This window comes from Pseudomonas corrugata, assembly GCF_001269905.1.
GTDB classification, from domain to species: Bacteria; Pseudomonadota; Gammaproteobacteria; order Pseudomonadales; family Pseudomonadaceae; genus Aquipseudomonas; species Aquipseudomonas corrugata.
Window position 1 is genome coordinate 17,333 of record NZ_LHVK01000009.1, and the last position, 21,200, is coordinate 38,532.

18 protein-coding genes and 1 pseudogene are annotated in these 21,200 nt (G+C 61.4%); 12 read left to right on the forward strand and 7 right to left on the reverse strand.

What is annotated here, in order from left to right:
• The first annotated feature begins 43 nt into the window (after positions 1-43).
• Complete coding sequence (locus AD665_RS14070; RefSeq protein ID WP_024777460.1) at positions 44-1,771, forward strand: ABC transporter ATP-binding protein/permease; 1,728 nt, start codon at positions 44-46, stop codon at positions 1,769-1,771.
• Positions 1,772-2,032: 261 nt separating this feature from the next.
• Positions 2,033-2,779 carry a FadR/GntR family transcriptional regulator gene (locus AD665_RS14075; protein ID WP_024777461.1) on the forward strand — a complete coding sequence of 249 codons (747 nt, stop codon included), beginning with the start codon at positions 2,033-2,035 and terminating at the stop codon, positions 2,777-2,779.
• Between the two features lie 212 nt (positions 2,780-2,991).
• Here the strand turns inward: AD665_RS14075 and AD665_RS14080 are convergent, their stop codons facing one another.
• Positions 2,992-3,357 carry a hypothetical protein gene (locus tag AD665_RS14080; protein ID WP_053192512.1) on the reverse strand — a complete coding sequence of 122 codons (366 nt, stop codon included), beginning with the start codon at positions 3,355-3,357 and terminating at the stop codon, positions 2,992-2,994.
• A 228-nt stretch (positions 3,358-3,585) separates the two neighbouring features.
• Between AD665_RS14080 and kdgD the strand changes: the two genes are divergently transcribed.
• The 5 genes from kdgD (at position 3,586) to AD665_RS14105 (ending at position 10,185) form a co-directional block, all read left to right on the forward strand.
• Entirely contained in the window at positions 3,586-4,497 is a 912-nt protein-coding gene (kdgD, locus tag AD665_RS14085) for a 5-dehydro-4-deoxyglucarate dehydratase (protein ID WP_053192514.1), read from the forward strand.
• 98 nt (positions 4,498-4,595) lie between these two features.
• Complete coding sequence (locus tag AD665_RS14090) at positions 4,596-6,041, forward strand: aldehyde dehydrogenase family protein (RefSeq protein WP_024777464.1); 1,446 nt, start codon at positions 4,596-4,598, stop codon at positions 6,039-6,041.
• 84 nt (positions 6,042-6,125) lie between these two features.
• The gene (locus AD665_RS14095) at positions 6,126-7,496 is read left to right on the forward strand and encodes an MFS transporter (protein ID WP_053192516.1); all 1,371 of its coding nucleotides are present in this window, start codon (positions 6,126-6,128) and stop codon (positions 7,494-7,496) included.
• Positions 7,497-7,509: 13 nt separating this feature from the next.
• Positions 7,510-9,063 carry a galactarate dehydratase gene (garD, locus tag AD665_RS14100; protein WP_053192518.1) on the forward strand — a complete coding sequence of 518 codons (1,554 nt, stop codon included), beginning with the start codon at positions 7,510-7,512 and terminating at the stop codon, positions 9,061-9,063.
• Positions 9,064-9,243: 180 nt separating this feature from the next.
• Entirely contained in the window at positions 9,244-10,185 is a 942-nt protein-coding gene (locus AD665_RS14105) for an AEC family transporter (protein WP_024777467.1), read from the forward strand.
• Positions 10,186-10,322: 137 nt separating this feature from the next.
• Here the strand turns inward: AD665_RS14105 and AD665_RS14110 are convergent, their stop codons facing one another.
• The 6 genes and pseudogenes from AD665_RS14110 to gatC form a co-directional block, all read right to left on the reverse strand.
• A complete protein-coding gene (locus tag AD665_RS14110; RefSeq protein WP_024777468.1) occupies positions 10,323-10,703 on the reverse strand; it encodes a carboxymuconolactone decarboxylase family protein in 381 nt (126 codons plus the stop codon).
• Positions 10,700-11,761, reverse strand: coding sequence for a calcium/sodium antiporter (locus AD665_RS14115; protein WP_053192863.1), 1,062 nt, complete (start codon positions 11,759-11,761; stop codon positions 10,700-10,702). The genes AD665_RS14110 and AD665_RS14115 overlap by 4 nt, the downstream gene beginning before the upstream one ends.
• A 49-nt stretch (positions 11,762-11,810) precedes the next feature.
• On the reverse strand, positions 11,811-12,188 hold the full coding sequence (locus AD665_RS14120) for a septal ring lytic transglycosylase RlpA family protein (protein ID WP_024777470.1): 378 nt from the start codon (positions 12,186-12,188) through the stop codon (positions 11,811-11,813).
• A 179-nt stretch (positions 12,189-12,367) separates the two neighbouring features.
• A pseudogene (gatB, locus tag AD665_RS14125) lies at positions 12,368-13,819 on the reverse strand (Asp-tRNA(Asn)/Glu-tRNA(Gln) amidotransferase subunit GatB); the annotation flags it as partial.
• A gap of 143 nt (positions 13,820-13,962) precedes the next feature.
• Positions 13,963-15,414 (reverse strand): Asp-tRNA(Asn)/Glu-tRNA(Gln) amidotransferase subunit GatA, encoded by a 1,452-nt coding sequence (gene gatA, locus AD665_RS14130; RefSeq protein WP_024777472.1) that lies wholly within the window; start codon positions 15,412-15,414, stop codon positions 13,963-13,965.
• Between the two features lie 16 nt (positions 15,415-15,430).
• Positions 15,431-15,718: an Asp-tRNA(Asn)/Glu-tRNA(Gln) amidotransferase subunit GatC gene (gene gatC, locus AD665_RS14135; protein ID WP_024777473.1), complete on the reverse strand. Its 288-nt coding sequence runs from the start codon at positions 15,716-15,718 to the stop codon at positions 15,431-15,433.
• A 371-nt stretch (positions 15,719-16,089) separates the two neighbouring features.
• Between gatC and mreB the strand changes: the two genes are divergently transcribed.
• From mreB to rng, 5 genes are all read left to right on the forward strand, one after another.
• Positions 16,090-17,127, forward strand: a complete 1,038-nt coding sequence (mreB, locus tag AD665_RS14140; protein WP_015093487.1) for a rod shape-determining protein MreB — start codon at positions 16,090-16,092, stop codon at positions 17,125-17,127.
• 174 nt (positions 17,128-17,301) lie between these two features.
• The gene (gene mreC, locus AD665_RS14145) at positions 17,302-18,420 is read left to right on the forward strand and encodes a rod shape-determining protein MreC (RefSeq protein ID WP_024777474.1); all 1,119 of its coding nucleotides are present in this window, start codon (positions 17,302-17,304) and stop codon (positions 18,418-18,420) included.
• Positions 18,417-18,905 carry a rod shape-determining protein MreD gene (mreD, locus tag AD665_RS14150; RefSeq protein WP_003197820.1) on the forward strand — a complete coding sequence of 163 codons (489 nt, stop codon included), beginning with the start codon at positions 18,417-18,419 and terminating at the stop codon, positions 18,903-18,905. Before mreC ends, mreD begins: the two co-directional genes overlap by 4 nt.
• A 172-nt stretch (positions 18,906-19,077) precedes the next feature.
• On the forward strand, positions 19,078-19,674 hold the full coding sequence (locus AD665_RS14155) for a Maf family protein (RefSeq protein WP_024777475.1): 597 nt from the start codon (positions 19,078-19,080) through the stop codon (positions 19,672-19,674).
• Positions 19,675-19,730: 56 nt separating this feature from the next.
• Positions 19,731-21,188 carry a ribonuclease G gene (gene rng, locus AD665_RS14160; protein ID WP_024777476.1) on the forward strand — a complete coding sequence of 486 codons (1,458 nt, stop codon included), beginning with the start codon at positions 19,731-19,733 and terminating at the stop codon, positions 21,186-21,188.
• The last annotated feature ends 12 nt before the right edge of the window (positions 21,189-21,200 follow it).

Here is a 21,200-nt window from a genome sequence, read left to right on the forward strand (position 1 = left end):
CTCTATGATCGGCCCGAATCTTTCTCTTTATTGAGCTTTAACCATGAATCAGAACGCTGAATATTCCGCGGTCAACGATGCAGTGCGCGGGCAGTTTTTCCGCCGTGTCTGGCATATGACCACGCCTTACTGGCGCAGTGAGGAGAAGGGCAAGGCCTGGACGCTGTTGATCGCCGTCATCGCGCTGTCGCTGTTCAGCGTGGCGATTTCGGTGTGGATCAACAGTTGGTACAAGGATTTCTACAACGCCCTGCAAGAAAAGAACAGCGCGGCGTTCTGGCAGTTGATCCTGTACTTCTGCGGCATCGCCGCGGTGGCAATCCTGGGAGCGGTGTACCGCTTGTACCTCACGCAGATGCTCACCATCCGCTGGCGGGCCTGGTTGACCGAGCAGCATTTTGCCCGTTGGCTCGACAACAAGAATTACTACCAGCTGGAGCAGGGGGGCTACACCGACAACCCGGACCAGCGGATTTCCGAAGACCTCAACAGCTTCACCAGCAATACCTTGGGCCTGGGGCTGGGCTTGCTGCGCAACGTGGTCAGCCTGGTGTCGTTCTCGATCATTCTGTGGGGGGTGTCGGGCAGCATCGAGGTGTTCGGCTATACCATTCCCGGTTATATGTTCTGGTGCGCGTTGGTGTACGCGGCGGTGGGCAGTTGGCTGACGCACCTGATCGGCCGTCGCCTGATCGGCCTGAACAACAACCAGCAGCGCTTCGAAGCCGACCTGCGCTTTTCCATGGTGCGAGTGCGCGAGAATGCCGAAAGCATTGCGCTGTACAACGGCGAACCCAACGAAAACCGGCGCTTGAGCGGTCGTTTCGGACTGGTCTGGCATAACTTCTGGGACATCATGCGGGTATCCAAGCGCCTGACGTTCTTCACCTCCGGCTACAGCCAGATCGCGATCATCTTCCCGTTCATGGTGGCGGCGCCGCGTTACTTCGCCGGCAAGATCCAGCTGGGCGAACTCATGCAGATCAACTCGGCGTTCGGTAACGTGCAGGAGAGTTTCAGCTGGTTCATCAGTGCTTATACCGACCTGGCCGCATGGCGCGCCACCTGCGATCGTCTGCTGAGTTTCCGCCAGGCCATGAGCGACAACGAAGAGCGCGTACCGGCCATCGGCGTGGAGAACCAGGGCAGCCTGTTGAGCGTGCAGCACCTGGGGCTGGATGTGGCCGACGGTCGGCATCTGCTCAGCAACGCCGACATGACCATCGAGCCGGGCGAGCGGGTGATGCTCAGCGGCCGTTCCGGTAGTGGCAAATCCACGTTGTTCCGGGCGATGGGGCACTTGTGGTCCAGAGGCCGCGGACGCATTGTGCTGCCGGCGGCACGTTATCTGTTCCTGCCGCAGAAACCTTATCTGCCGATTGGCAGCCTGCGGGAAGTGCTGAGTTATCCACAGCCTGGCGATATCTACCCCAACGAACGTTATGCACAGGTACTCGAGACCTGCCGTCTGCCGCACCTGATCGCGCGCCTGGATGAAAGCAACCACTGGCAGCGCATGCTCTCCCCCGGCGAGCAACAGCGCCTGGCCTTTGCCCGCGCGTTGCTCTATGCACCGCAATGGTTGTACATGGATGAAGCCACCTCGGCGATGGACGAAGAGGATGAGGGCACGCTGTACCAGGCGCTCATCGATCAGTTGCCGGGGTTGAGCATCGTCAGCGTCGGCCACCGAAGCAGTTTGAAACGGTTCCATCCGCGACATGTACGTATCGAAAATGGCCAACTGCTGGAGCGGGCTGAAGTCACCTGATGGCCAGTTGTGCAGTATTGTGGCGAGGGGGGGCAGCGAAACGTCGCACCGCCCCGCTGGGCTGCGCAGCAGACCTTGTCCTGCCAGCAAAAGCCGATGTGGATTGATGGTTGTATTTGATGGGGCGCTCCGCGCCCAACGGGGATAAATTCCCTCGCCACAACCAGCAATCCCTGAGAAGGCCGGCAGGGAACACAGTGATCATACAACCGCGTTACGCTATGATGATGCGTATTCAATCGCTTGCCGAGAAAGAGTCCCATGGAAAAACCGATCGACGTACCGCGCTTTCCCCGTAAGCGCCGCAGCCTGGCGCAGGAGTTGGTGACGGTGTTGACCGAGCAGATCCGTGACGGCCTGCTCAAGCGAGGCGACAAGTTGCCCACCGAGTCGGCGATCATGGAAGCCCATGGCGTCAGCCGCACCGTGGTACGCGAAGCGATTTCCCGCTTGCAGGCGGCCGGCCAGGTGGAAACCCGCCACGGCATCGGCACATTCGTGCTGGACACGCCCAGCCCGAGCGGTTTTCGGATCGACCCGGCCACGGTAGTCACCTTGCGCGATGTGCTGGCGATTCTGGAGTTGCGCATCAGCCTGGAAGTGGAGTCCGCCGGGCTCGCAGCCCAGCGCCGCAGCGACGAGCAACTGGCAGCGATGCGCGCCGCCCTTGACGCACTGAACGAAAGTGCCGCTCACGCCACCGATGCGGTGGCCTCGGACTTCGCTTTCCATCTGGAAATCGCCCTGTCCACGGGCAACCGCTATTTCACCGACATCATGACCCACCTGGGCACCAGCATCATCCCGCGCACCCGGGTGAATTCGGCTCGCCTGGCCCATGACGACCAGCAACACTACATGGACCGCCTGAGCCGCGAGCACGAGGAAATCTACGAGGCCATCGCCCGCCAGGACTCCGACGCCGCCCGTGCGGCCATGCGTCTGCACCTGACCAACAGCCGCGAGCGGCTGCGCCAGGCCCATGAAGAAGCGCAAGCGCACGGCTGATCCCCGAGAACCCCTGTGGCGAGGGGATTTAGCGAAACGTTGTTGCACCGCCCCGTTGGGCTGCGTAGCGGCCCCAAAAGTAGCGATGCCGTCCCTCTGACGCACCGAGGTGTCAGGGTTGGGTCTGCTGCGCAGCCCAGCGGGGATAAATCCCCTCGCCACAGGGTGGTCTACGTCCATGGCGACGTACCAGCAGCATGAGCTGGAGAACCTTACTTGACCTTCAAGCGAACCGGCGCCGAAACCATCTCATCGCCATAGTCATCGGACTCGCTGAAATACCGATAGCGCAGTTCGACCACCTGGCCACGATACTTTTCCAGCCTGGCCTTGGGCACGGTCAGTTCCAGTTCGGTGAGTTTCTGGGCGTTGCCCTCGTCGTCATAGGTGGCCAGGGACTTTCGATCGACCCATTCAACGGGCTCCGAGCCGAGTAGCGGGGCGACTTCCCACTCGTATCCGATCTTGTCCAGGTCCGGGATTGTGAATTTCAACCCGCCCTCCAGTCCCGCCAGATCGATGGTGACTTCGTCTGTGTCCGGGAACCGGACGAGAACAGGCTTTTTATAGGTGCTCATAGTGTCACTCCTTGAGGGATCGACCGTGCGGTCAGGCTTTTTTAGGGCAAAGCCTGACGAGGTAAAACTGTCAAAGTCGACAGTGCGGATGAACGGCTCGCCGGACTTTTTCCCCCTCGATGACGAAATGCAGTTGACGTTCGTATTTTAAGTTGTACGATGACCTACAACTTCTGGCCGAAGCTTATCTCTCTCAAACACAATTTTGCGTCCCAGGGTGTTCGAATAATGAATCCACAAGAACTGAAGTCCATCCTCTCGTCTGGCCTGCTGTCGTTCCCGGTCACCGATTTCACTGCTCAAGGCGATTTCAATCGCGACAGCTACATCAAGCGCCTCGAGTGGCTGGCTCCGTACGGTGCCTCGGCCCTGTTCGCAGCCGGTGGTACGGGGGAGTTTTTCTCCCTGGCCGCCAGCGAGTATTCCCAGGTCATCAAGACGGCTGTCGACACCTGTGCCTCCAGCGTGCCAATCCTCGCCGGTGTCGGCGGTGCGACGCGCCAGGCTATCGAATACGCCCAAGAGGCCGAGCGCCTGGGTGCCAAAGGCCTCTTGCTGTTGCCGCACTACCTGACCGAAGCCAGCCAGGACGGCGTTGCCGCCCACGTTGAAGCCGTGTGCAAATCGGTGAAGATCGGCGTGGTGGTCTACAACCGCAACGTCTGCCGCCTGAACGCCGTGCTGCTCGAACAACTGGCCGAGCGTTGCCCGAACCTGATCGGCTACAAGGATGGCCTGGGCGATATCGAGTTGATGGTGTCGATCCGTCGTCGCCTCGGCGATCGCTTCAGCTACCTGGGTGGCCTGCCGACCGCTGAAGTCTACGCTGCGGCCTACAAGGCCCTGGGCGTGCCGGTCTATTCCTCGGCGGTGTTCAACTTCATCCCGAAAACCGCGATGGACTTCTACAACGCCATCGCCCGCGACGATCACGCCACTGTTGGCAAGATCATCGATGACTTCTTCCTGCCGTACCTGGATATCCGCAACCGCAAGGCCGGTTATGCCGTGAGCATCGTCAAGGCGGGCGCGAAGATCGTCGGCTACGACGCCGGTCCCGTGCGCACGCCGCTGACCGATCTGCTGCCGGACGAATATGAAGCCCTGGCCGCGCTGATCGACAAGCAAGGCAAGCAGTAACAGACCCGACGAGCCGCTGAGCAATCAGCGGCTCGTTCCCATGCTCAGCGTGGGAGCGACCTCGGAACCAGACAGGCTATTTGTAAGGAGAAGCATCCGTGGCAGATGCAAAGCGTTTCGATAACTACATCAATGGTCAGTGGGTGGCCGGTGCTGACTATTGCACCAACATCAACCCGTCTGATCTGTCCGATGTCATCGGCGAGTACGCCAAGGCTGACGCAGCGCAAGTCAATGCCGCCATCGAAGCCGCCCGCGCCGCGTTCCCGGCCTGGTCGACTTCGGGCATCCAGGCTCGTCACGACGCGCTGGACAAGGTCGGCAGCGAAATCCTCGCCCGTCGCGAAGAGCTCGGCCAACTGCTGGCCCGGGAAGAGGGCAAGACCCTGCCCGAAGCCATCGGCGAAGTGACCCGCGCCGGCAACATTTTCAAGTTCTTCGCCGGTGAATGCCTGCGCCTGTCCGGCGACTATGTGCCGTCGGTGCGTCCGGGCGTCAACGTCGAAGTGACCCGTGAAGCCCTGGGTGTGGTTGGCCTGATCACGCCGTGGAACTTTCCCATCGCCATCCCTGCGTGGAAAATTGCCCCGGCCCTGGCCTACGGCAACTGCGTGGTGATCAAGCCTGCCGAGCTGGTACCGGGTTGCGCCTGGGCCTTGGCGGAAATCATTTCCCGCGCCGGTTTCCCGGCCGGTGTGTTCAACCTGGTGATGGGCAGCGGCCGCGTGGTCGGTGACCTCCTGGTCAACAGCCCGAAGGTCGATGGCATCAGCTTCACCGGTTCCGTGGGCGTGGGCCGGCAGATCGCTGTCAGCTGCGTGTCGCGCCAGGCCAAGGTGCAGTTGGAAATGGGCGGCAAGAACCCACAGATCATCCTCGATGACGCCGACCTCAAGCAGGCTGTCGAACTGGCGGTGCAGAGTGCGTTCTACTCCACCGGCCAACGCTGCACGGCCTCGAGCCGCCTGATCGTCACCGCCGGTATCCACGACAAGTTCGTCGCGGCCATGGCCGAGCGCATGCAATCGATCAAGGTCGGTCATGCCCTGAAGGCGGGTACGGACATCGGCCCGGTGGTTTCCGAGGCCCAGCTCAACCAGGACCTGAAGTACATCGACATTGGCCAGAGCGAAGGTGCGCGGCTGGTCAGCGGTGGTGGCCTGGTGACCTGCGACACCGAAGGCTATTTCCTGGCGCCGACCCTGTTCGCCGACAGTGAAGCGGCAATGCGCATCAGCCGTGAAGAAATTTTCGGCCCGGTGGCCAACGTTGTGCGCGTGGCTGACTACGAGGCGGCGCTGGCGATGGCCAATGACACCGAGTTCGGTCTGTCCGCCGGTATCGCCACCACGTCGTTGAAGTATGCCAACCACTTCAAGCGCCATTCCCAGGCGGGCATGGTGATGGTCAACCTGCCAACCGCCGGCGTGGATTACCACGTGCCGTTCGGCGGACGCAAAGGTTCGTCCTATGGTTCGCGCGAGCAAGGTCGCTACGCGCAGGAGTTCTACACCGTGGTGAAGACCTCTTACATCGGTTCGTAACACGCAACACCGGTCGGCGTCGAAACCGGCGCCGACCGCACAAATTGATTTCCCGTATAAAAATAAATAGTGGAAGTAGATTACATGCAAGAAACCAAGCCGACCCGCGTCCGCTATTTGATCCTGCTCATGCTGTTTCTGGTGACGACGATCAACTATGCCGACCGCGCAACTATCGCCATCGCAGGCTCCAGCTTGCAGAAAGACCTCGGCATTGACGCCGTTACCCTTGGTTATATTTTCTCCGCTTTTGGTTGGGCCTACGTAGCCGGGCAGATTCCCGGTGGTTGGCTGCTCGACCGTTTCGGCTCGAAAAAAATCTATGCCCTGAGCATTTTTACCTGGTCGTTTTTCACCGTGCTGCAGGGCTATGTCGGTGAATTCGGCATGTCGACGGCCGTGGTTGCGCTGTTCATGCTGCGCTTTCTGGTCGGGCTGGCCGAAGCGCCATCCTTCCCGGGTAACGCACGTATTGTCGCCGCCTGGTTTCCCACCGCAGAGCGCGGCACCGCCTCGGCAATCTTCAATTCGGCGCAGTATTTCGCCACTGTGTTGTTCGCGCCGCTGATGGGCTGGATCGTCTACCGCTTCGGCTGGCAGCACGTGTTCATCGTGATGGGCGTGGTTGGCATCGTGTTCTCGCTGATCTGGCTCAAAGTGATCCACAGCCCGCGCCAGCATCCGATGATCAACGAAGCCGAGTTCAATCATATCGCCGCCAATGGCGCGATGGTCGACATGGACCAGGACAAGGGGAAGGGCAAGGAGAAGAAGGCCGACGGTCCGAAATGGGATTACATCCGCCAATTGCTCACCAATCGCATGATGCTCGGCGTGTACCTGGGCCAATACTGCATCAACGGTATCACCTACTTCTTCCTGACCTGGTTCCCGGTGTACCTGGTCCAGGAGCGTGGCATGACCATCCTCAAGGCCGGCTTCATCGCGTCCTTGCCGGCGATCTGCGGCTTCATCGGCGGCGTGCTGGGCGGGGTGATCTCCGATTACCTGCTGCGCAAGGGCCACTCGTTGACCTTCGCCCGCAAGGCCCCGATCATCGCCGGCCTGCTGGTGTCCAGCAGCATCGTGGCCTGCAATTATGTCGAAATCGAATGGATGGTGGTCGGCTTCATGGCCCTGGCCTTCTTCGGTAAAGGGGTGGGCGCGCTGGGCTGGGCCGTGGTGTCCGATACCTCGCCAAAACAGATCGCCGGCTTGAGCGGTGGCCTGTTCAACACCTTCGGCAACCTGGCATCGATCACTACACCAATCGTCATCGGCTACATCATCAGTGCCACCGGTTCGTTCAAGTGGGCACTGGTATTCGTCGGTTGCAACGCCTTGGTGGCGGTGTTCAGCTACCTGGTCATCGTTGGGCCGATCAAGCGTGTCGTGCTCAAGGAACCCACGGCCAGGGATGCCGACCTCTCCAGTCTGTCCGAAGCCAAGTCCTGAAGGAGCGGCACCGATGAAACTGATTGAACATGCCGATTCGCCCCGTTACATCCGCCTGCACGAGCGGGACAATGTGGTGATCGTCGTCAATGACCAGGGTGTTCCGGCCGGGACCGAATTCCCGGACGGCCTGGTCACCGTGGACTTCGTGCCCCAGAGCCACAAGGTCACGCTGCAGGACATTCCCGAGGGCGGCGAGGTGATTCGCTATGGCCAGGTGATTGGCTACGCGTTGCAACCGATCCCCCATGGCAGTTGGGTCAAGGAAGACCAGTTGCGCATGCCCACCGCGCCACCGCTGGACAGCCTGCCGCTGTCCACCGACGTGCCGGCGGCCGATGCGCCGCTGGAGGGTTATACCTTCGAAGGCTACCGTAACGCCGACGGTACCGTCGGCACGCGCAATATCCTGGGCATCACCACCACGGTGCAGTGCGTGACCGGGGTGCTGGATCATGCGGTCAAGCGCATCAAGGAAGAATTGCTGCCCAAGTACCCGAACGTTGATGACGTGGTGGCGCTGACCCACAGCTACGGCTGTGGCGTGGCGATCACCGCCACCGATGCGTACATCCCGATTCGTACCGTGCGCAACCTGGCGCGCAACCCGAACCTGGGTGGCGAGGCGCTGGTGATCAGCCTGGGCTGTGAAAAATTGCAGGCCGGACAGGTGATGCACGAAAACGACAGCTCGGTTGACCTCAGCGAGCCATGGTTGTATCGCTTGCAGGACTCCAGCCACGGCTTCACCGAGATGATCGAACAGATCATGGCGTTGGCTGAAACCCGCCTGAAGAAACTCGACCAGCGTCGTCGCGAAACCGTGCCGGCTTCGGAGTTGATCCTGGGTATGCAGTGCGGTGGCAGCGATGCGTTTTCCGGCATCACCGCCAACCCGGCCCTGGGCTATGCCTCGGACCTGTTGTTGCGTGCCGGGGCGACGGTGATGTTCTCCGAGGTCACCGAAGTACGCGACGCCATCTACCTGCTGACGTCCCGGGCGCAAACCCGGGAGGTTGCCCAGGAGCTGGTGCGCGAGATGGACTGGTACGACCGTTACCTGGCCAAGGGCGAGGCGGATCGCAGTGCCAACACCACGCCGGGCAACAAAAAGGGCGGGCTGTCGAACATCGTTGAAAAGTCCCTGGGCTCGATCGTCAAATCCGGCAGCAGTGCGATCAGCGGCGTGCTCGGTCCGGGCGAGCGTTTCAAGCAAAAAGGCCTGATCTTCTGCGCCACGCCGGCCAGCGATTTTGTCTGCGGCACGCTGCAATTGGCGGCGGGGATGAACCTGCACGTGTTCACCACCGGCCGTGGCACGCCTTACGGTTTGGCGATGGCTCCAGTGGTGAAGGTCTCGACCCGTACCGAACTGGCCCAGCGCTGGCCCGACCTGATCGACATCGACGCCGGCCGGATTGCCACTGGCCGTGCCTCGATCGAAGAGTTGGGCTGGGAACTGTTCCACTATTACCTTGATGTGGCCAGCGGCAAGAAGCAGACCTGGGCTGAACGGCACAAGCTGTACAACGACATCACCTTGTTCAACCCGGCGCCGATTACCTGATCTGACGTTGTCGTTGATCGTTCCCACGCTCTGCGTGGGAATGCAGCCAGGGACGCTCCGCGTCCCGAGAGCCGAACGCGGAGCGTCCGTTGAGGCATTTCCACGCAGAGCGTGGGAACGATCAGTGGGAAAGTGGCTTATTATTAGCCACCTAACGACACCCCTCTCAAGGTCCCCGGCATGCTGGCAATTTTCCTCGAAACCCTGAACATCACCGCGCCGGTGTTTGCCATGCTGTTTCTGGGGGTGTTGCTCAAGCGCATAGGCTGGATCAACGACAATTTCATCCACATCGCCTCGTCCCTGGTGTTCAACGTCACCATGCCGGCGCTGTTGTTCCTCGGCATCCTCCATGCCGACCTGCATGCGGCGCTGCAGCCGGACCTGCTGATCTATTTCTCCGTCGCCACCCTGGTGAGCTTCGCCATGGCCTGGGGCTGGGCGATCTGGCGTTGCCCGTGGGAAGATCGCGGCATCTATACCCAAGGGGCGTTTCGTGGCAATAACGGGGTCATCGGCCTGGCGCTGGCGGCGAGCATGTATGGCGACTATGGGATTTCCCTGGGGGCGATCCTCGCAGCGCTGGTGATCCTGTTCTACAACACGTTGTCGACCATCGTGCTGGCGGTCTACAGCCCGGTGATCAAGTCCGACCCGTGGAGCATCTGCAAAAGTGTGTTCAGCAACCCGCTGATTATCAGCGTGATCATTGCCGCGCCGTTCGCCTATTGGCAGATCGGCCTGCCGCACTGGTTCGAGACGTCAGGCAAGTACCTCGCGCAGATGACCTTGCCCCTGGCGCTGATCTGCATCGGCGGTACGCTGTCGCTGGCGGCGTTGCGCAAGAGTGGCAAGATGGCCATGAGTTCGAGCCTGGTGAAGATGGTCGGCCTGCCGGTGCTGACCACCCTGGGCGCCTGGCTCTGGGGCTTTCGCGGGGCGGAATTGGGGATTCTGTTCCTGTACTTCGGCAGCCCGACTGCCGCCGCCAGCTTCGTCATGGCCCGTGCCGCCGATGGCAACCATGAGCTGGCGGCGGCGATCATCGTCATCACCACGTTGATGGCGGCGATCACCACCAACCTGGGGATCTTTGTGTTGCAGTGGGGTGGGTGGATCTAGCTGCTGTGGTGTTCTTCAGATCCAATCGCGAGCAGGCTCGCTCCCACATTCGATCGCATTCCTTCTGAAGAAACCCGATCCACTGTGTGCGAGCCTGCTCGCGATGGCGCCAGTCCATACAGCCCAAATCCCGCGTTTCACTCCGACTTCTGATACGCCTCGATCACTTCCTGCGCCGCCCGAAACGCATCGATCGCCGCCGGCACCCCGGCATACACCGCGCAATGCAACAACGCTTCGCGAATCTCCTCCACCGTGCAGCCGTTGTTCAGCGCACCACGCACATGGCCTTTGAGTTCCTGCGGGCATTTGAGGGCGGTGAGGGCGGCAAGCGTGATCAGGCTGCGGGTTTTCAGCGGCAGGCCTTCGCGGCTCCAGACGCTGCCCCAGGCATGTTCATTGACGAAATCCTGCAGAGGCTGGGTGAATTCGGTGGCGTTGCCCAGGGCGCGGTCGACGAATGCGTCGCCCATCACCTGGCGACGCATGTCCAGGCCGGTCTTTGGAGTGTCGGTCATGGCAAATCCCTCTTGTGGTGTTGGCGGCGCCAGGCGCGCACGGAGGTGAACAGCAAGAATACGAGCAGGACCGGCAGCACGTAGAACAGCATCAGCCGTTCCAGTTGGCCAGCCAGGGGCATGCCGGTGGTAAACGACATCACGTGCAGCCCATAGGCCAGGTACAAGCCCAGGAGCAACAAGCCTTCGGCGCGGGTGACCCGGTAGCCGGAATAGAACACCGGCAGGCACAGCACCGCCACGCCGAGCATCACCGGCAGGTCGAAGTCCAGCGCGTTCGGCGAAACCGAAAGCGGCGTCGGTGCGAGGAGGGCGGTCACCCCGAGCACCCCCAGCAGGTTGAACAGGTTGCTGCCGATCACGTTGCCCACCGCGATGTCGCGCTGGCCCCGCAGAGCGGCGATCAGTGAGGTCGCAAGCTCCGGTAATGAGGTGCTGACGGCGACGATGGTCAGGCCGATGATACGTTCCGAAAGCCCCAGGTCGGTGGCGACCTCCACCGCCGCGCCCAGCAGCAGATGTCCGGCAAAAATCAGCAGCGCCAGACCCGCTGCGATCATCGACAGGCTCTTGAGCCAGGACGCCGGTGTCACTTTGACCGCTACGGCATGGGGACGCCCGGAGTGCCGTGACTGACGCAGCAACAAGCCCAGGTACACCGCCAGGGCGATCAGGAGCAGCACGCCGTCCAACCGCGTCAGCTCTTCGTTCCAGGCCAGCACGAACACCAACAGGCTGGCGCCGATCATCAGGGGGATGTCCAGGCGCACCAGTTGGCGCGAGACCCGCAACGGAATGATCAGCGCCGACAGGCCGAGGGTCACGAGAATGTTGAAGATACCGCTGCCGATCACGCTGCCCACGGCAATGTCGGCGTTCTGCGTCAGGGTCGCTTGCAGGCTGACGGCCATTTGTGGCGCGCTGCTGCCGAAGGCGACGACGCTCAGGCCGATGATCAGGGGGCGTACTTGCAAGCGCGCTGCCAAGCCGACAGCGGCCCGCACCAGCAATTCGGCGCCGGCAATCAGCAACAGCAGGCCACCGAACAGTTCGATCAGGCTGAAAAGCGGTAAAGCGGCGAGTAGGGAAATGGCTGGGCTCCGTCTATCAATCGTCGAGGGCTTGCACACGTACCCGCGCGGTGCCGCTGCGCAACATGCCCAATTGCTCGGCGGCTTCACGGGACACGTCGATCAGCCGGCCCCGAGTATAGGGGCCGCGGTCGTTGATACGGACCACGACACTGTCATTGTTGCCCAGGTTGGTGATTTTCACCCGTGTGCCGAACGGCAACTGGCGATGGGCGGCAGTCAGGCTGTGCTGGTCGAAACGCTCGCCACTGGCGGTGCGCTTGCCGTGGTGCCGGGCGCCGTAATAGGAGGCCACGCCCGTCTGGTCGTAGCCGTGTGGGTCGACCGTCCCGCTCTGGCTGGCGCAACCGGCCAACAGGGACAGCAGGGCGCAGGCGCCGAGGAGACGCTTCATAGAAGGATTGTCCGAGACAAATGTGGGAGCGAGCCAGTGGGAGCAAAGCTTGCTCGCGATGAACGATAACGCAATCTTCTGACGGATCGAGGTGCTTTCATCGCGAGCAAGCTTTGCTCCCACAGATTCGCTCCCACAGGGGAGAGTGGAGCCAGATTGAAAGACTGGCCCCATGGCCGTCAGCCCTCGAGCTTGCTTTTGAGCAGTTCGTTGACCTGTTGCGGGTTGGCCTTGCCCTTGGAGGCTTTCATGGCCTGGCCGACGAAGAAGCCGAACATCTTGCCGCGCTTGGCTTCATCCGCCGCACGGTATTGTTCGACCTGTTCGGCGTTGGCTGCGAGCATTTCATCAAGTACGGCAGAAATGGCACCGGTGTCGGTGACCTGCTTCAAGCCGCGCTTTTCGATGATCTCGTCGGCGCTGCCTTCGCCATTGGCCATGGCTTCGAAGACCATCTTGGCGATCTTGCCGGAGATGGTATTGTCCTTGATCCGCAACAGCATGCCGCCCAACTGCTCGGCCGACACCGGCGACTCGTCGATTTCCAGCCCCTGCTTGTTCAGCAGGCTGCCTAGTTCGACCATCACCCAGTTGGCCGCCAGCTTGGCGTCGCCGCCGATGCCGACGACTTTTTCAAAGTAATCGGCTTGTTCGCGGCTGGTGGCCAGGACGTTGGCGTCGTAGCTCGACAGCCCGAACTGCGCCTGGAAGCGCTCGCGTTTCTGTGGTGGCAGTTCCGGCAGGGTGGCCCGCACGTCATCGAGGAACGAGTCTTCGATCACCACCGGCAGCAGGTCCGGGTCGGGGAAGTAGCGGTAGTCGTTGGCTTCTTCCTTGCTGCGCATCGGACGGGTCTCGTCCTTGTTCGGGTCGTACAGGCGGGTCTGCTGGATGACCTTGCCACCGTCCTCGATCAGTTCGATCTGGCGCTGGATCTCGCTGTTGATCGCCTTCTCGATGAAGCGGAACGAGTTGACGTTCTTGATCTCGCAGCGCGTGCCGAATTCGGCCTGGCCCTTGGGCCGGATCGATACGTTGCAGTCGCAGCGCAGCGAGCCTTCGGCCATGTTGCCGTCGCAGATGCCCAGGTAGCGCACCAGTGCGTGGATTGCCTTGACGTAGGCCACGGCTTCCTTGGCACTGCGCATGTCCGGTTCGGAGACGATTTCCAGCAGCGGCGTGCCGGCACGGTTCAGGTCGATGCCGGTGGCGCCGTTGAACTCTTCGTGCAGGCTCTTGCCGGCGTCTTCTTCCAGGTGCGCCCGGGTGATGCCGACACGCTTGACCGTGCCGTCTTCCAGGGCGATGTCCAGGTGGCCCTTGCCGACAATCGGCAGTTCCATCTGGCTGATCTGGTAGCCCTTGGGCAGGTCCGGGTAGAAGTAGTTCTTGCGGGCGAACACGTTGTGCTGGCCGATCTCGGCGTCAATCGCCAGGCCGAACATCACCGCCATGCGCACCGCTTCGGCGTTGAGCACCGGCAGCACACCAGGCATGCCCAGGTCGACCAGGCTGGCCTGGGTGTTGGGCTCGGAGCCGAACGTGGTGGAACTGCCGGAAAAGATTTTCGACCGGGTGGTGAGCTGGGTGTGAATCTCCAGCCCGATCACGACTTCCCATTGCATGTGTTTCTCCTCAGAAGTCTTATCAGGGGATTTTGAAACGTCGCGAGCGAAGGTGAGGCAAGGCGAAAACTGGTGAGAAAGCGGAGTTGACTGTAGTCAATGAGCATTTCGAACCAGTTTTCAACGCAGCATTACCGAGCGCAGCAGTTTCAAAACCCCTGAGGGGTGCGGGTGTGCCAGTCAGTGTTCAACTGATACTGGTGAGCCACGTTGAGCAGGCGGCCTTCCTGGAAGTACGGCGCGAGCAACTGCACGCCCACCGGCAGGCCATCGACGAAACCGGCCGGCATGGACAGGCCCGGCAAACCGGCGAGGTTGGCGGTGATGGTGTAGACGTCTTCCAGGTAGGCAGCGACCGGGTCGCTGTTCTTGGCGCCGAGTTTCCAGGCCGGGTTCGGCGTGGTCGGGCCGAGGATGATGTCGACCTCGTTGAAGGCGGCCATGAAGTCGTTCTTCACCAGGCGGCGGATTTTCTGCGCCTTGAGGTAGTAGGCGTCGTAATAGCCGGCGGACAGCGCGTAAGTCCCGACCATGATCCGCCGCTGCACTTCGGCGCCGAAGCCTTCGCCACGGGAGCGCTTGTACAGGTCGATCAGGTTTTCCGGGTTTTCGCAGCGATAGCCGAAGCGTACGCCATCGAAACGCGAGAGGTTCGACGAGGCCTCCGCCGGGGCGATCACGTAATAGGCCGGAATCGCGTGCTGCATGTTCGGCAGGCTGATTTCCTTGACCACCGCGCCGAGCTTTTCCAGTTCCTTGACGCTGTTGTGGATCAGGTCGGCAATGCGCGGGTCGAGGCCGGCGCCGAAATATTCCTTCGGCACGCCGATACGCAGGCCTTGCAGCGAGCCGTTGAGGCCGGCGCTGTAGTCTGGCACCGGTTCATCGATGCTGGTGGAGTCGTTCGGGTCGAAGCCGGCCATGCCTTGCAGCAACAGTGCGCAATCTTCGGCGGTGCGCGCCAATGGGCCGCCCTGGTCGAGACTGGAGGCGTAGGCAATCATGCCCCAACGCGACACGCGACCGTAGGTGGGCTTGAGGCCGGTGAGGTTGGTGAAGGCCGCGGGCTGGCGAATCGAGCCGCCGGTGTCGGTAGCGGTAGCGGCCGGCAGCAGGCGCGCAGCCACGGCAGCGGCGGAACCGCCGGACGAACCGCCCGGTACGTGTTCCAGGTTCCAGGGGTTCTTCACCGCGCCGTAGTAGCTCGACTCGTTGGCCGAACCCATGGCGAATTCGTCCATGTTGGTCTTGCCCAGGGTCACAGCGCCGGCAGCGGCCAGCTTGGCGACCACGGTGGCGTCGTAAGGAGCCTTGAAGTTGTCGAGCATCTTCGAGCCGCAGCTGGTGCGGATGCCTTGGGTGCAGAACAGGTCCTTGTGAGCGATCGGCGCGCCGAGCAGGGCGCCGCCTTCACCGTTGGCGCGGCGGGCGTCGGCCGCCTTGGCCTGGCTCAGGGCCAGGTCTTCGGTCACGCTGATGAAGCTGTTGAGCTGCGGGTCGAGCTGGGCGATACGCGCCAGCAGGGTTTTGGTCAGCTCTTCGGAGGAAAACTTTTTATCGGCGAGTCCGCGGGCGATCTCGGCCAGTGTCATGTGATGCATGAGAGGCTCTTTCCCTTTAGTCGATGACTTTCGGAACCAGGTACAGGCCGTTTTCGACCGCTGGCGCGATGGACTGGTAGGCCTCGCGGTTATCGGGTTCGGTCACGACGTCGGCGCGCAGGCGCTGGCTGGCTTCCAGTGGGTGGGCCAGCGGTTCGATACCGTCGGTATTGACCGCCTGCATCTCGTCGACCAGCCCCAGAATGCTGTTCAGGGCAGAAGTGATGTGTGGAAGATCGGCTTCATTGAGGCCCAGGCAGGCCAGATGAGCGATTTTTTCCACGTCGGAGCGTTCAAGCGCCATGGGATTCTCCAGTGGAAAACAGAACGGACGCAGTCTGTCCGTGTGTTAGATTGTCGGAACACTACCGCATTTCTACGGTCCAGTGCCCTGTATCACAAGTACTGTTCTTTTTTGACGGCGTCCATTGCCGTCATGCTGCGTTGCCGCTTCTCGCCATAGCGGGCTATGACTCGTCGCGGCGCCTTGCCTGACGACAATAGCCACTCGTCAAAAAAGGAACGTATTTGCGAAACAGGGCACTTGCCGCGATTGTAGGGTTTGGTGCACGGAAAAGCGGCCAATTTAACATATTGGCGCCTTGCCCAAAATCCCTGTCGTTGTTAGAGTTTGCCGCACTTTTTTACCCACGCGTTGCCTAGGGTCCCTTTCCCATGTTCAAGAAACTGCGTGGCATGTTTTCCAGCGATCTCTCCATTGACCTGGGCACTGCCAACACCCTTATTTACGTGCGCGAGCGCGGTATCGTCCTGAATGAACCCTCGGTCGTGGCCATCCGCACCCACGGTAACCAGAAAAGTGTCGTGGCTGTTGGTACCGAAGCCAAGCGAATGCTGGGCCGTACACCGGGCAACATCGCCGCCATTCGTCCGATGAAGGACGGCGTGATCGCTGACTTCAGCGTCTGCGAAAAGATGCTGCAGTACTTCATCAACAAGGTCCACGAAAACAGTTTCCTGCAGCCCAGCCCTCGCGTGCTGATCTGCGTGCCATGCAAGTCCACTCAGGTGGAGCGTCGTGCCATCCGTGAATCGGCCCTGGGTGCCGGTGCCCGTGAGGTGTTCCTGATCGAAGAACCGATGGCCGCTGCCATCGGTGCCGGTCTGCCGGTGGAAGAAGCTCGTGGCTCGATGGTTGTCGACATCGGTGGCGGCACCACCGAGATCGCGCTGATCTCCCTCAACGGTGTGGTCTATGCCGAGTCCGTGCGTGTTGGTGGCGACCGTTTCGACGAAGCGATCATCACCTATGTGCGCCGTAACTACGGTAGCCTGATCGGCGAGTCCACCGCCGAGCGTATCAAGCAGGAAATCGGCACGGCCTACCCGGGCGGTGAAATCCGTGAGGTCGATGTTCGTGGCCGTAACCTGGCCGAAGGCGTTCCACGGGCATTTACCCTGAACTCCAACGAAGTGCTGGAAGCGCTGCAAGAGTCCCTGGCCACCATCGTCCAGGCGGTGAAAAGCGCTCTGGAGCAGTCGCCGCCGGAGCTGGCTTCCGACATCGCCGAGCGTGGCCTGGTGCTGACCGGTGGTGGCGCGTTGCTGCGTGACCTCGACAAGTTGCTGGCACAGGAAACCGGCTTGCCGGTGATCGTTGCCGAAGATCCGCTGACCTGTGTTGCCCGTGGCGGTGGTCGTGCCTTGGAAATGATGGACAAGCACACCATGGACCTGCTCTCCAGCGAATAAGTCTCGCCGGGTCCATGTTGTTCGCTTCCGGGCAGCACTTTGCAGTGCTGCCCGTTGCCGTTTATCTTCTGTCATTCGTATCCAGGCCGGTTTGATGCCGTATGAATAAAGAGAACATTTGCCTGGGAGGAGCGGCTTATTAAACCGCTTTTTGCCAAGGGCCCCTCGTTGGGTGTGCGCCTTCTGGTGCTGGCTGTGCTATCGGTTGCGCTGATGGTGGTCGATGCCCGCTTCACACTGCTCAAGCCCGTGCGCAGCCAGATGTCGCTGATCCTGATGGAGTCCTATTGGATCACCGACCTGCCGCAACGGCTGTGGCAAGGTGTGGCCAGTCAGTTCGGCAGCCGGACCGAGTTGGTCGCCGAGAACGAAAAACTCAAGACCGAGAACCTGCTCCTGCAGGGGCGTCTGCAGAAGCTGGCGGCCCTCACCGAGCAGAATGTGCGGCTGCGCGAGTTGCTCAATTCCTCTGCGCTGGTCAACGAAAAGGTCGAAGTGGCCGAACTGATCGGCATGGACCCCAACCCGTTCAGCCACCGGATCGTCATCAACAAGGGCGAGCGTGACGGTGTGGTCCTCGGTCAGCCGGTGCTCGATGCCCGCGGCCTGATGGGCCAAGTGGTGGAGTTGATGCCCTACACGTCTCGCGTGTTGCTGTTGACCGATACCACCCATAGCATCCCCGTGCAGGTCAACCGCAACGGTTTGCGAGCAATTGCCAGCGGGACCGGCAACCCGGAGCGCCTGGAGCTGCGGCACGTAGCCGACACCGCCGATATCAAGGAAGGCGACCTGCTGGTCAGCTCCGGCCTCGGCCAGCGGTTTCCTGCCGGCTATCCAGTGGCGATTGTCAAGGAAGTCATCCATGACTCCGGCCAGCCATTCGCCATTGTCCGTGCGGTACCGACCGCCGCGTTGAACCGCAGCCGTTACCTGCTGCTGGTATTCAGTGACAACCGCACGCCTGAAGAGCGCGCCAACGACGCTGCCGCGGCCCAGGAAGCCCAGGACCGGCAGGGTGGCGAAGCGGCTGCCCCTGGTGCCGGCGCAGCCGTGCCGGCCGCAACGCCAAATCCATCCGTGTCCGCACCGGTTACGCCGGCCTCGGCAACCACACCGGCTGCTGCGCCCGCCACTACGCCTGCCAGGCCTGCGCCTGCAACACCCGCTGCAACACCGGCCAGGCCTGCCACTCATGCAACGGCCACTCATGCACCAGCGGCCCAATCGGCGCGGCCTGCAACCAGAGCGCCCGCCGCTACGCCCGCCAACAGGGGAGCACGAGAAGAATGAGCAGTACCCAATCCGGTAACGGCTGGATGGTCTGGTTGACTTTCGCCATAGGCCTGTTGCTCAGCGTTTCGCCGCTGCCGCAGTTCATGGAAATCCTTCGTCCGTTGTGGCTGGCCTTGCTGCTGGCTTTCTGGGCGCTGGCGCTGCCGCACAAGGTCGGCATGGTCACTGCCTGGTGCCTGGGGCTGGCCGAAGACGTGCTCTATGGGACGCTGTTGGGGCAGAACGCGCTGATCCTGACCTTGATTACTTTTCTGGTGCTGTCGCTGCAGCAGCGCCTGCGGATGTTCCCGATGTGGCAACAGTGCCTGGTGATCCTGGTGATCTTCGGCCTGGCCCAACTGGTGCAGTTATGGCTCAGCGCGCTGACCGGCAATCGCCAGCCGACCCTGGCACTGGTGCTGCCGGCCCTGGTCAGTGCCTTGCTCTGGCCTTGGGTCAGCTTCGGTTTGCGCGGCCTGCGCCTGCGTTTCAAGATCAACTGATTCGCTAGGCTCTGTACGAAAAGTCTTGAGACGAAGGTCAGGCAAGGCGAAAACAGCCGAGCAAGCGCAGTGTACTGGAGTGCATGAGCATTCCGAGGCTGTTTTCAACGCAGCATGAACGAGTATCAAGGCTTTCCGTATAGAGCCTAGGGCTCAAGCGGGAGATGGATTGATGAAACCGCTTTACCTTGCCTCAGGCTCGCCGCGTCGGCGTGAGCTGCTTACGCAGATCGGCGTGTCCTTTACCGCCATCAGCGCGGACATCGACGAAACTCCCCTGAATCACGAGACCCCGTCGGCCTATGTCGAGCGCCTGGCGCGCGGCAAGGCCGAGGCCGGGCGGCGGACCTTGCCGATCGATGACGGTGGCTGCGTGTTGGGCGCCGATACGGCGGTAGTGCTGGACGGGCAGATTCTCGGCAAGCCACTGGACCAGTCTGAAGCGCGCTCGATGCTGCTGAGCCTGTCCGGTCGCGACCATGAGGTACTGACCGCCATCGCTCTTTTGGACGGGGAGCGCTGCGAATCCCGGGTGGTTCGCAGTCGGGTGCGCTTTCGCTCTATCACCGAAGAGGAAGCGGCGGCTTACTGGGCCAGTGGTGAACCCCGGGACAAGGCCGGTGGCTATGGCATCCAGGGATTGGGTGCGGTGTTCGTCGCCGGGCTTGAGGGCAGCTATTCTGCGGTGGTTGGCTTGCCGCTGTGCGAAACCGCACAACTGTTGGAGCATTTCGGCATACCCTGTTGGCAAACCTTGAACGTGCGTTGAGCGCCGTCTGACCAGATGCAGCCATTATCGTGAAAATGCCTGAACGAGACCCTGCCATGAGTGAAGAGATCCTGATCAACATCACGCCGATGGAATCGCGCGTGGCGGTGGTTGAAAACGGTGTGCTGCAAGAGGTTCATGTCGAACGCACGCAGAAGCGTGGCATTGTCGGCAACATCTACAAAGGCAAGGTGGTGCGGGTATTGCCCGGCATGCAGGCGGCGTTCGTCGATATCGGTCTGGACCGTGCTGCGTTCATCCATGCTTCGGAGATTTCCCTGCGCGAAGGGCCTGCCGTGGAGAGCATCGGCGCGCTGGTCCATGAAGGCCAGAGCCTGGTGGTGCAGGTCACCAAGGACCCCATCGGTTCCAAGGGCGCGCGCCTGACCACGCAACTGTCCATTCCGTCCCGCTACCTGGTGTACATGCCACGCACCGCCCATGTCGGCATTTCCCTGAAGATCGAGGACGAAGCCGAGCGCGAGCGGCTCAAGCAAGTGGTCAGCGATTGCGTGGAGAAAGAAGGGATCAAGGAAGCCGGCGGCTTCATCCTGCGCACCGCTGCCGAAGGCGCCGGGGCCGATGAGATTCTCATGGACATCCGTTACCTGCGAAGACTCTGGGACCAGATCGCCGCGCAGATCAAGACCATTGCCACCCCCAGCGTGATCTACGAAGACCTGGGCCTGGCATTGCGCACGCTGCGGGACCTGGTCAGCCCCAAGATCGAGAAAATCCGCATCGATTCCCGGGAAACCTTCCAGAAGACCACTCAGTTCGTGGCCGAGCTGATGCCGGAAATTGCCGACCGTCTCGAGCATTATCCCGGCGAACGGCCGATTTTCGACCTGTACGGCGTCGAGGACGAAATCCAGAAGGCCCTGGAGCGCAAAGTGCCGCTCAAGTCCGGCGGTTACCTGGTGGTCGACCCGGCCGAGGCCATGAGCACCATCGACGTCAACACCGGAGCGTTCGTTGGCCATCGCAATCTTGAGGAAACCATCTTCAAGACCAACCTGGAAGCTGCCACCGCTATCGCTCGCCAATTGCGCCTGCGCAACCTGGGCGGGATCATCATCATCGACTTCATCGACATGGAGGACGAAGAGCACCAGCGCCAGGTGCTGAGGACCCTGGAAAAACAACTCGAGCGCGATCACGCCAAGACCAACATCATCGGCATCACCGAGTTGGGCCTGGTGCAGATGACCCGCAAACGCACCCGCGAAAGTCTCGAGCAGGTGTTGTGCGAGCCGTGCAGCGCCTGCCAGGGCCGGGGCAAGCTCAAGACCCCGGAAACCGTGTGTTACGAAATCTTCAGGGAAATTCTCCGGGAAGCACGCGCTTACCAGGCCACTGGCTATAGAGTGTTGGCGAACCAGAAAGTGGTGGACCGCCTGCTCGATGAGGAGTCGGGTAATGTCGCGGAACTGGAGGCTTTTATCGGGCGCACGATCCGCTTCCAGGTGGAAACCATGTATTCCCAGGAACAATACGACGTTGTGCTGCTCTGAAGTGGCTCCTGA

Coding starts and splice junctions, on each gene's coding strand:
- rng (WP_024777476.1), top strand. CDS start 19,731: ATGAGTGAAGAGATCCTGATCAACATCACGCCGATGGAATCGCGCGTG.
- AD665_RS14095 (WP_053192516.1), top strand. CDS start 6,126: ATGCAAGAAACCAAGCCGACCCGCGTCCGCTATTTGATCCTGCTCATG.
- AD665_RS14080 (WP_053192512.1), bottom strand. CDS start 3,357: ATGAGCACCTATAAAAAGCCTGTTCTCGTCCGGTTCCCGGACACAGAC.
- garD (WP_053192518.1), top strand. CDS start 7,510: ATGAAACTGATTGAACATGCCGATTCGCCCCGTTACATCCGCCTGCAC.
- AD665_RS14120 (WP_024777470.1), bottom strand. CDS start 12,188: ATGAAGCGTCTCCTCGGCGCCTGCGCCCTGCTGTCCCTGTTGGCCGGT.
- AD665_RS14105 (WP_024777467.1), top strand. CDS start 9,244: ATGCTGGCAATTTTCCTCGAAACCCTGAACATCACCGCGCCGGTGTTT.
- gatC (WP_024777473.1), bottom strand. CDS start 15,718: ATGGCGCTTGAACGCTCCGACGTGGAAAAAATCGCTCATCTGGCCTGC.
- AD665_RS14155 (WP_024777475.1), top strand. CDS start 19,078: ATGAAACCGCTTTACCTTGCCTCAGGCTCGCCGCGTCGGCGTGAGCTG.
- gatA (WP_024777472.1), bottom strand. CDS start 15,414: ATGCATCACATGACACTGGCCGAGATCGCCCGCGGACTCGCCGATAAA.
- mreD (WP_003197820.1), top strand. CDS start 18,417: ATGAGCAGTACCCAATCCGGTAACGGCTGGATGGTCTGGTTGACTTTC.
- mreB (WP_015093487.1), top strand. CDS start 16,090: ATGTTCAAGAAACTGCGTGGCATGTTTTCCAGCGATCTCTCCATTGAC.
- AD665_RS14110 (WP_024777468.1), bottom strand. CDS start 10,703: ATGACCGACACTCCAAAGACCGGCCTGGACATGCGTCGCCAGGTGATG.
- AD665_RS14075 (WP_024777461.1), top strand. CDS start 2,033: ATGGAAAAACCGATCGACGTACCGCGCTTTCCCCGTAAGCGCCGCAGC.
- kdgD (WP_053192514.1), top strand. CDS start 3,586: ATGAATCCACAAGAACTGAAGTCCATCCTCTCGTCTGGCCTGCTGTCG.
- AD665_RS14070 (WP_024777460.1), top strand. CDS start 44: ATGAATCAGAACGCTGAATATTCCGCGGTCAACGATGCAGTGCGCGGG.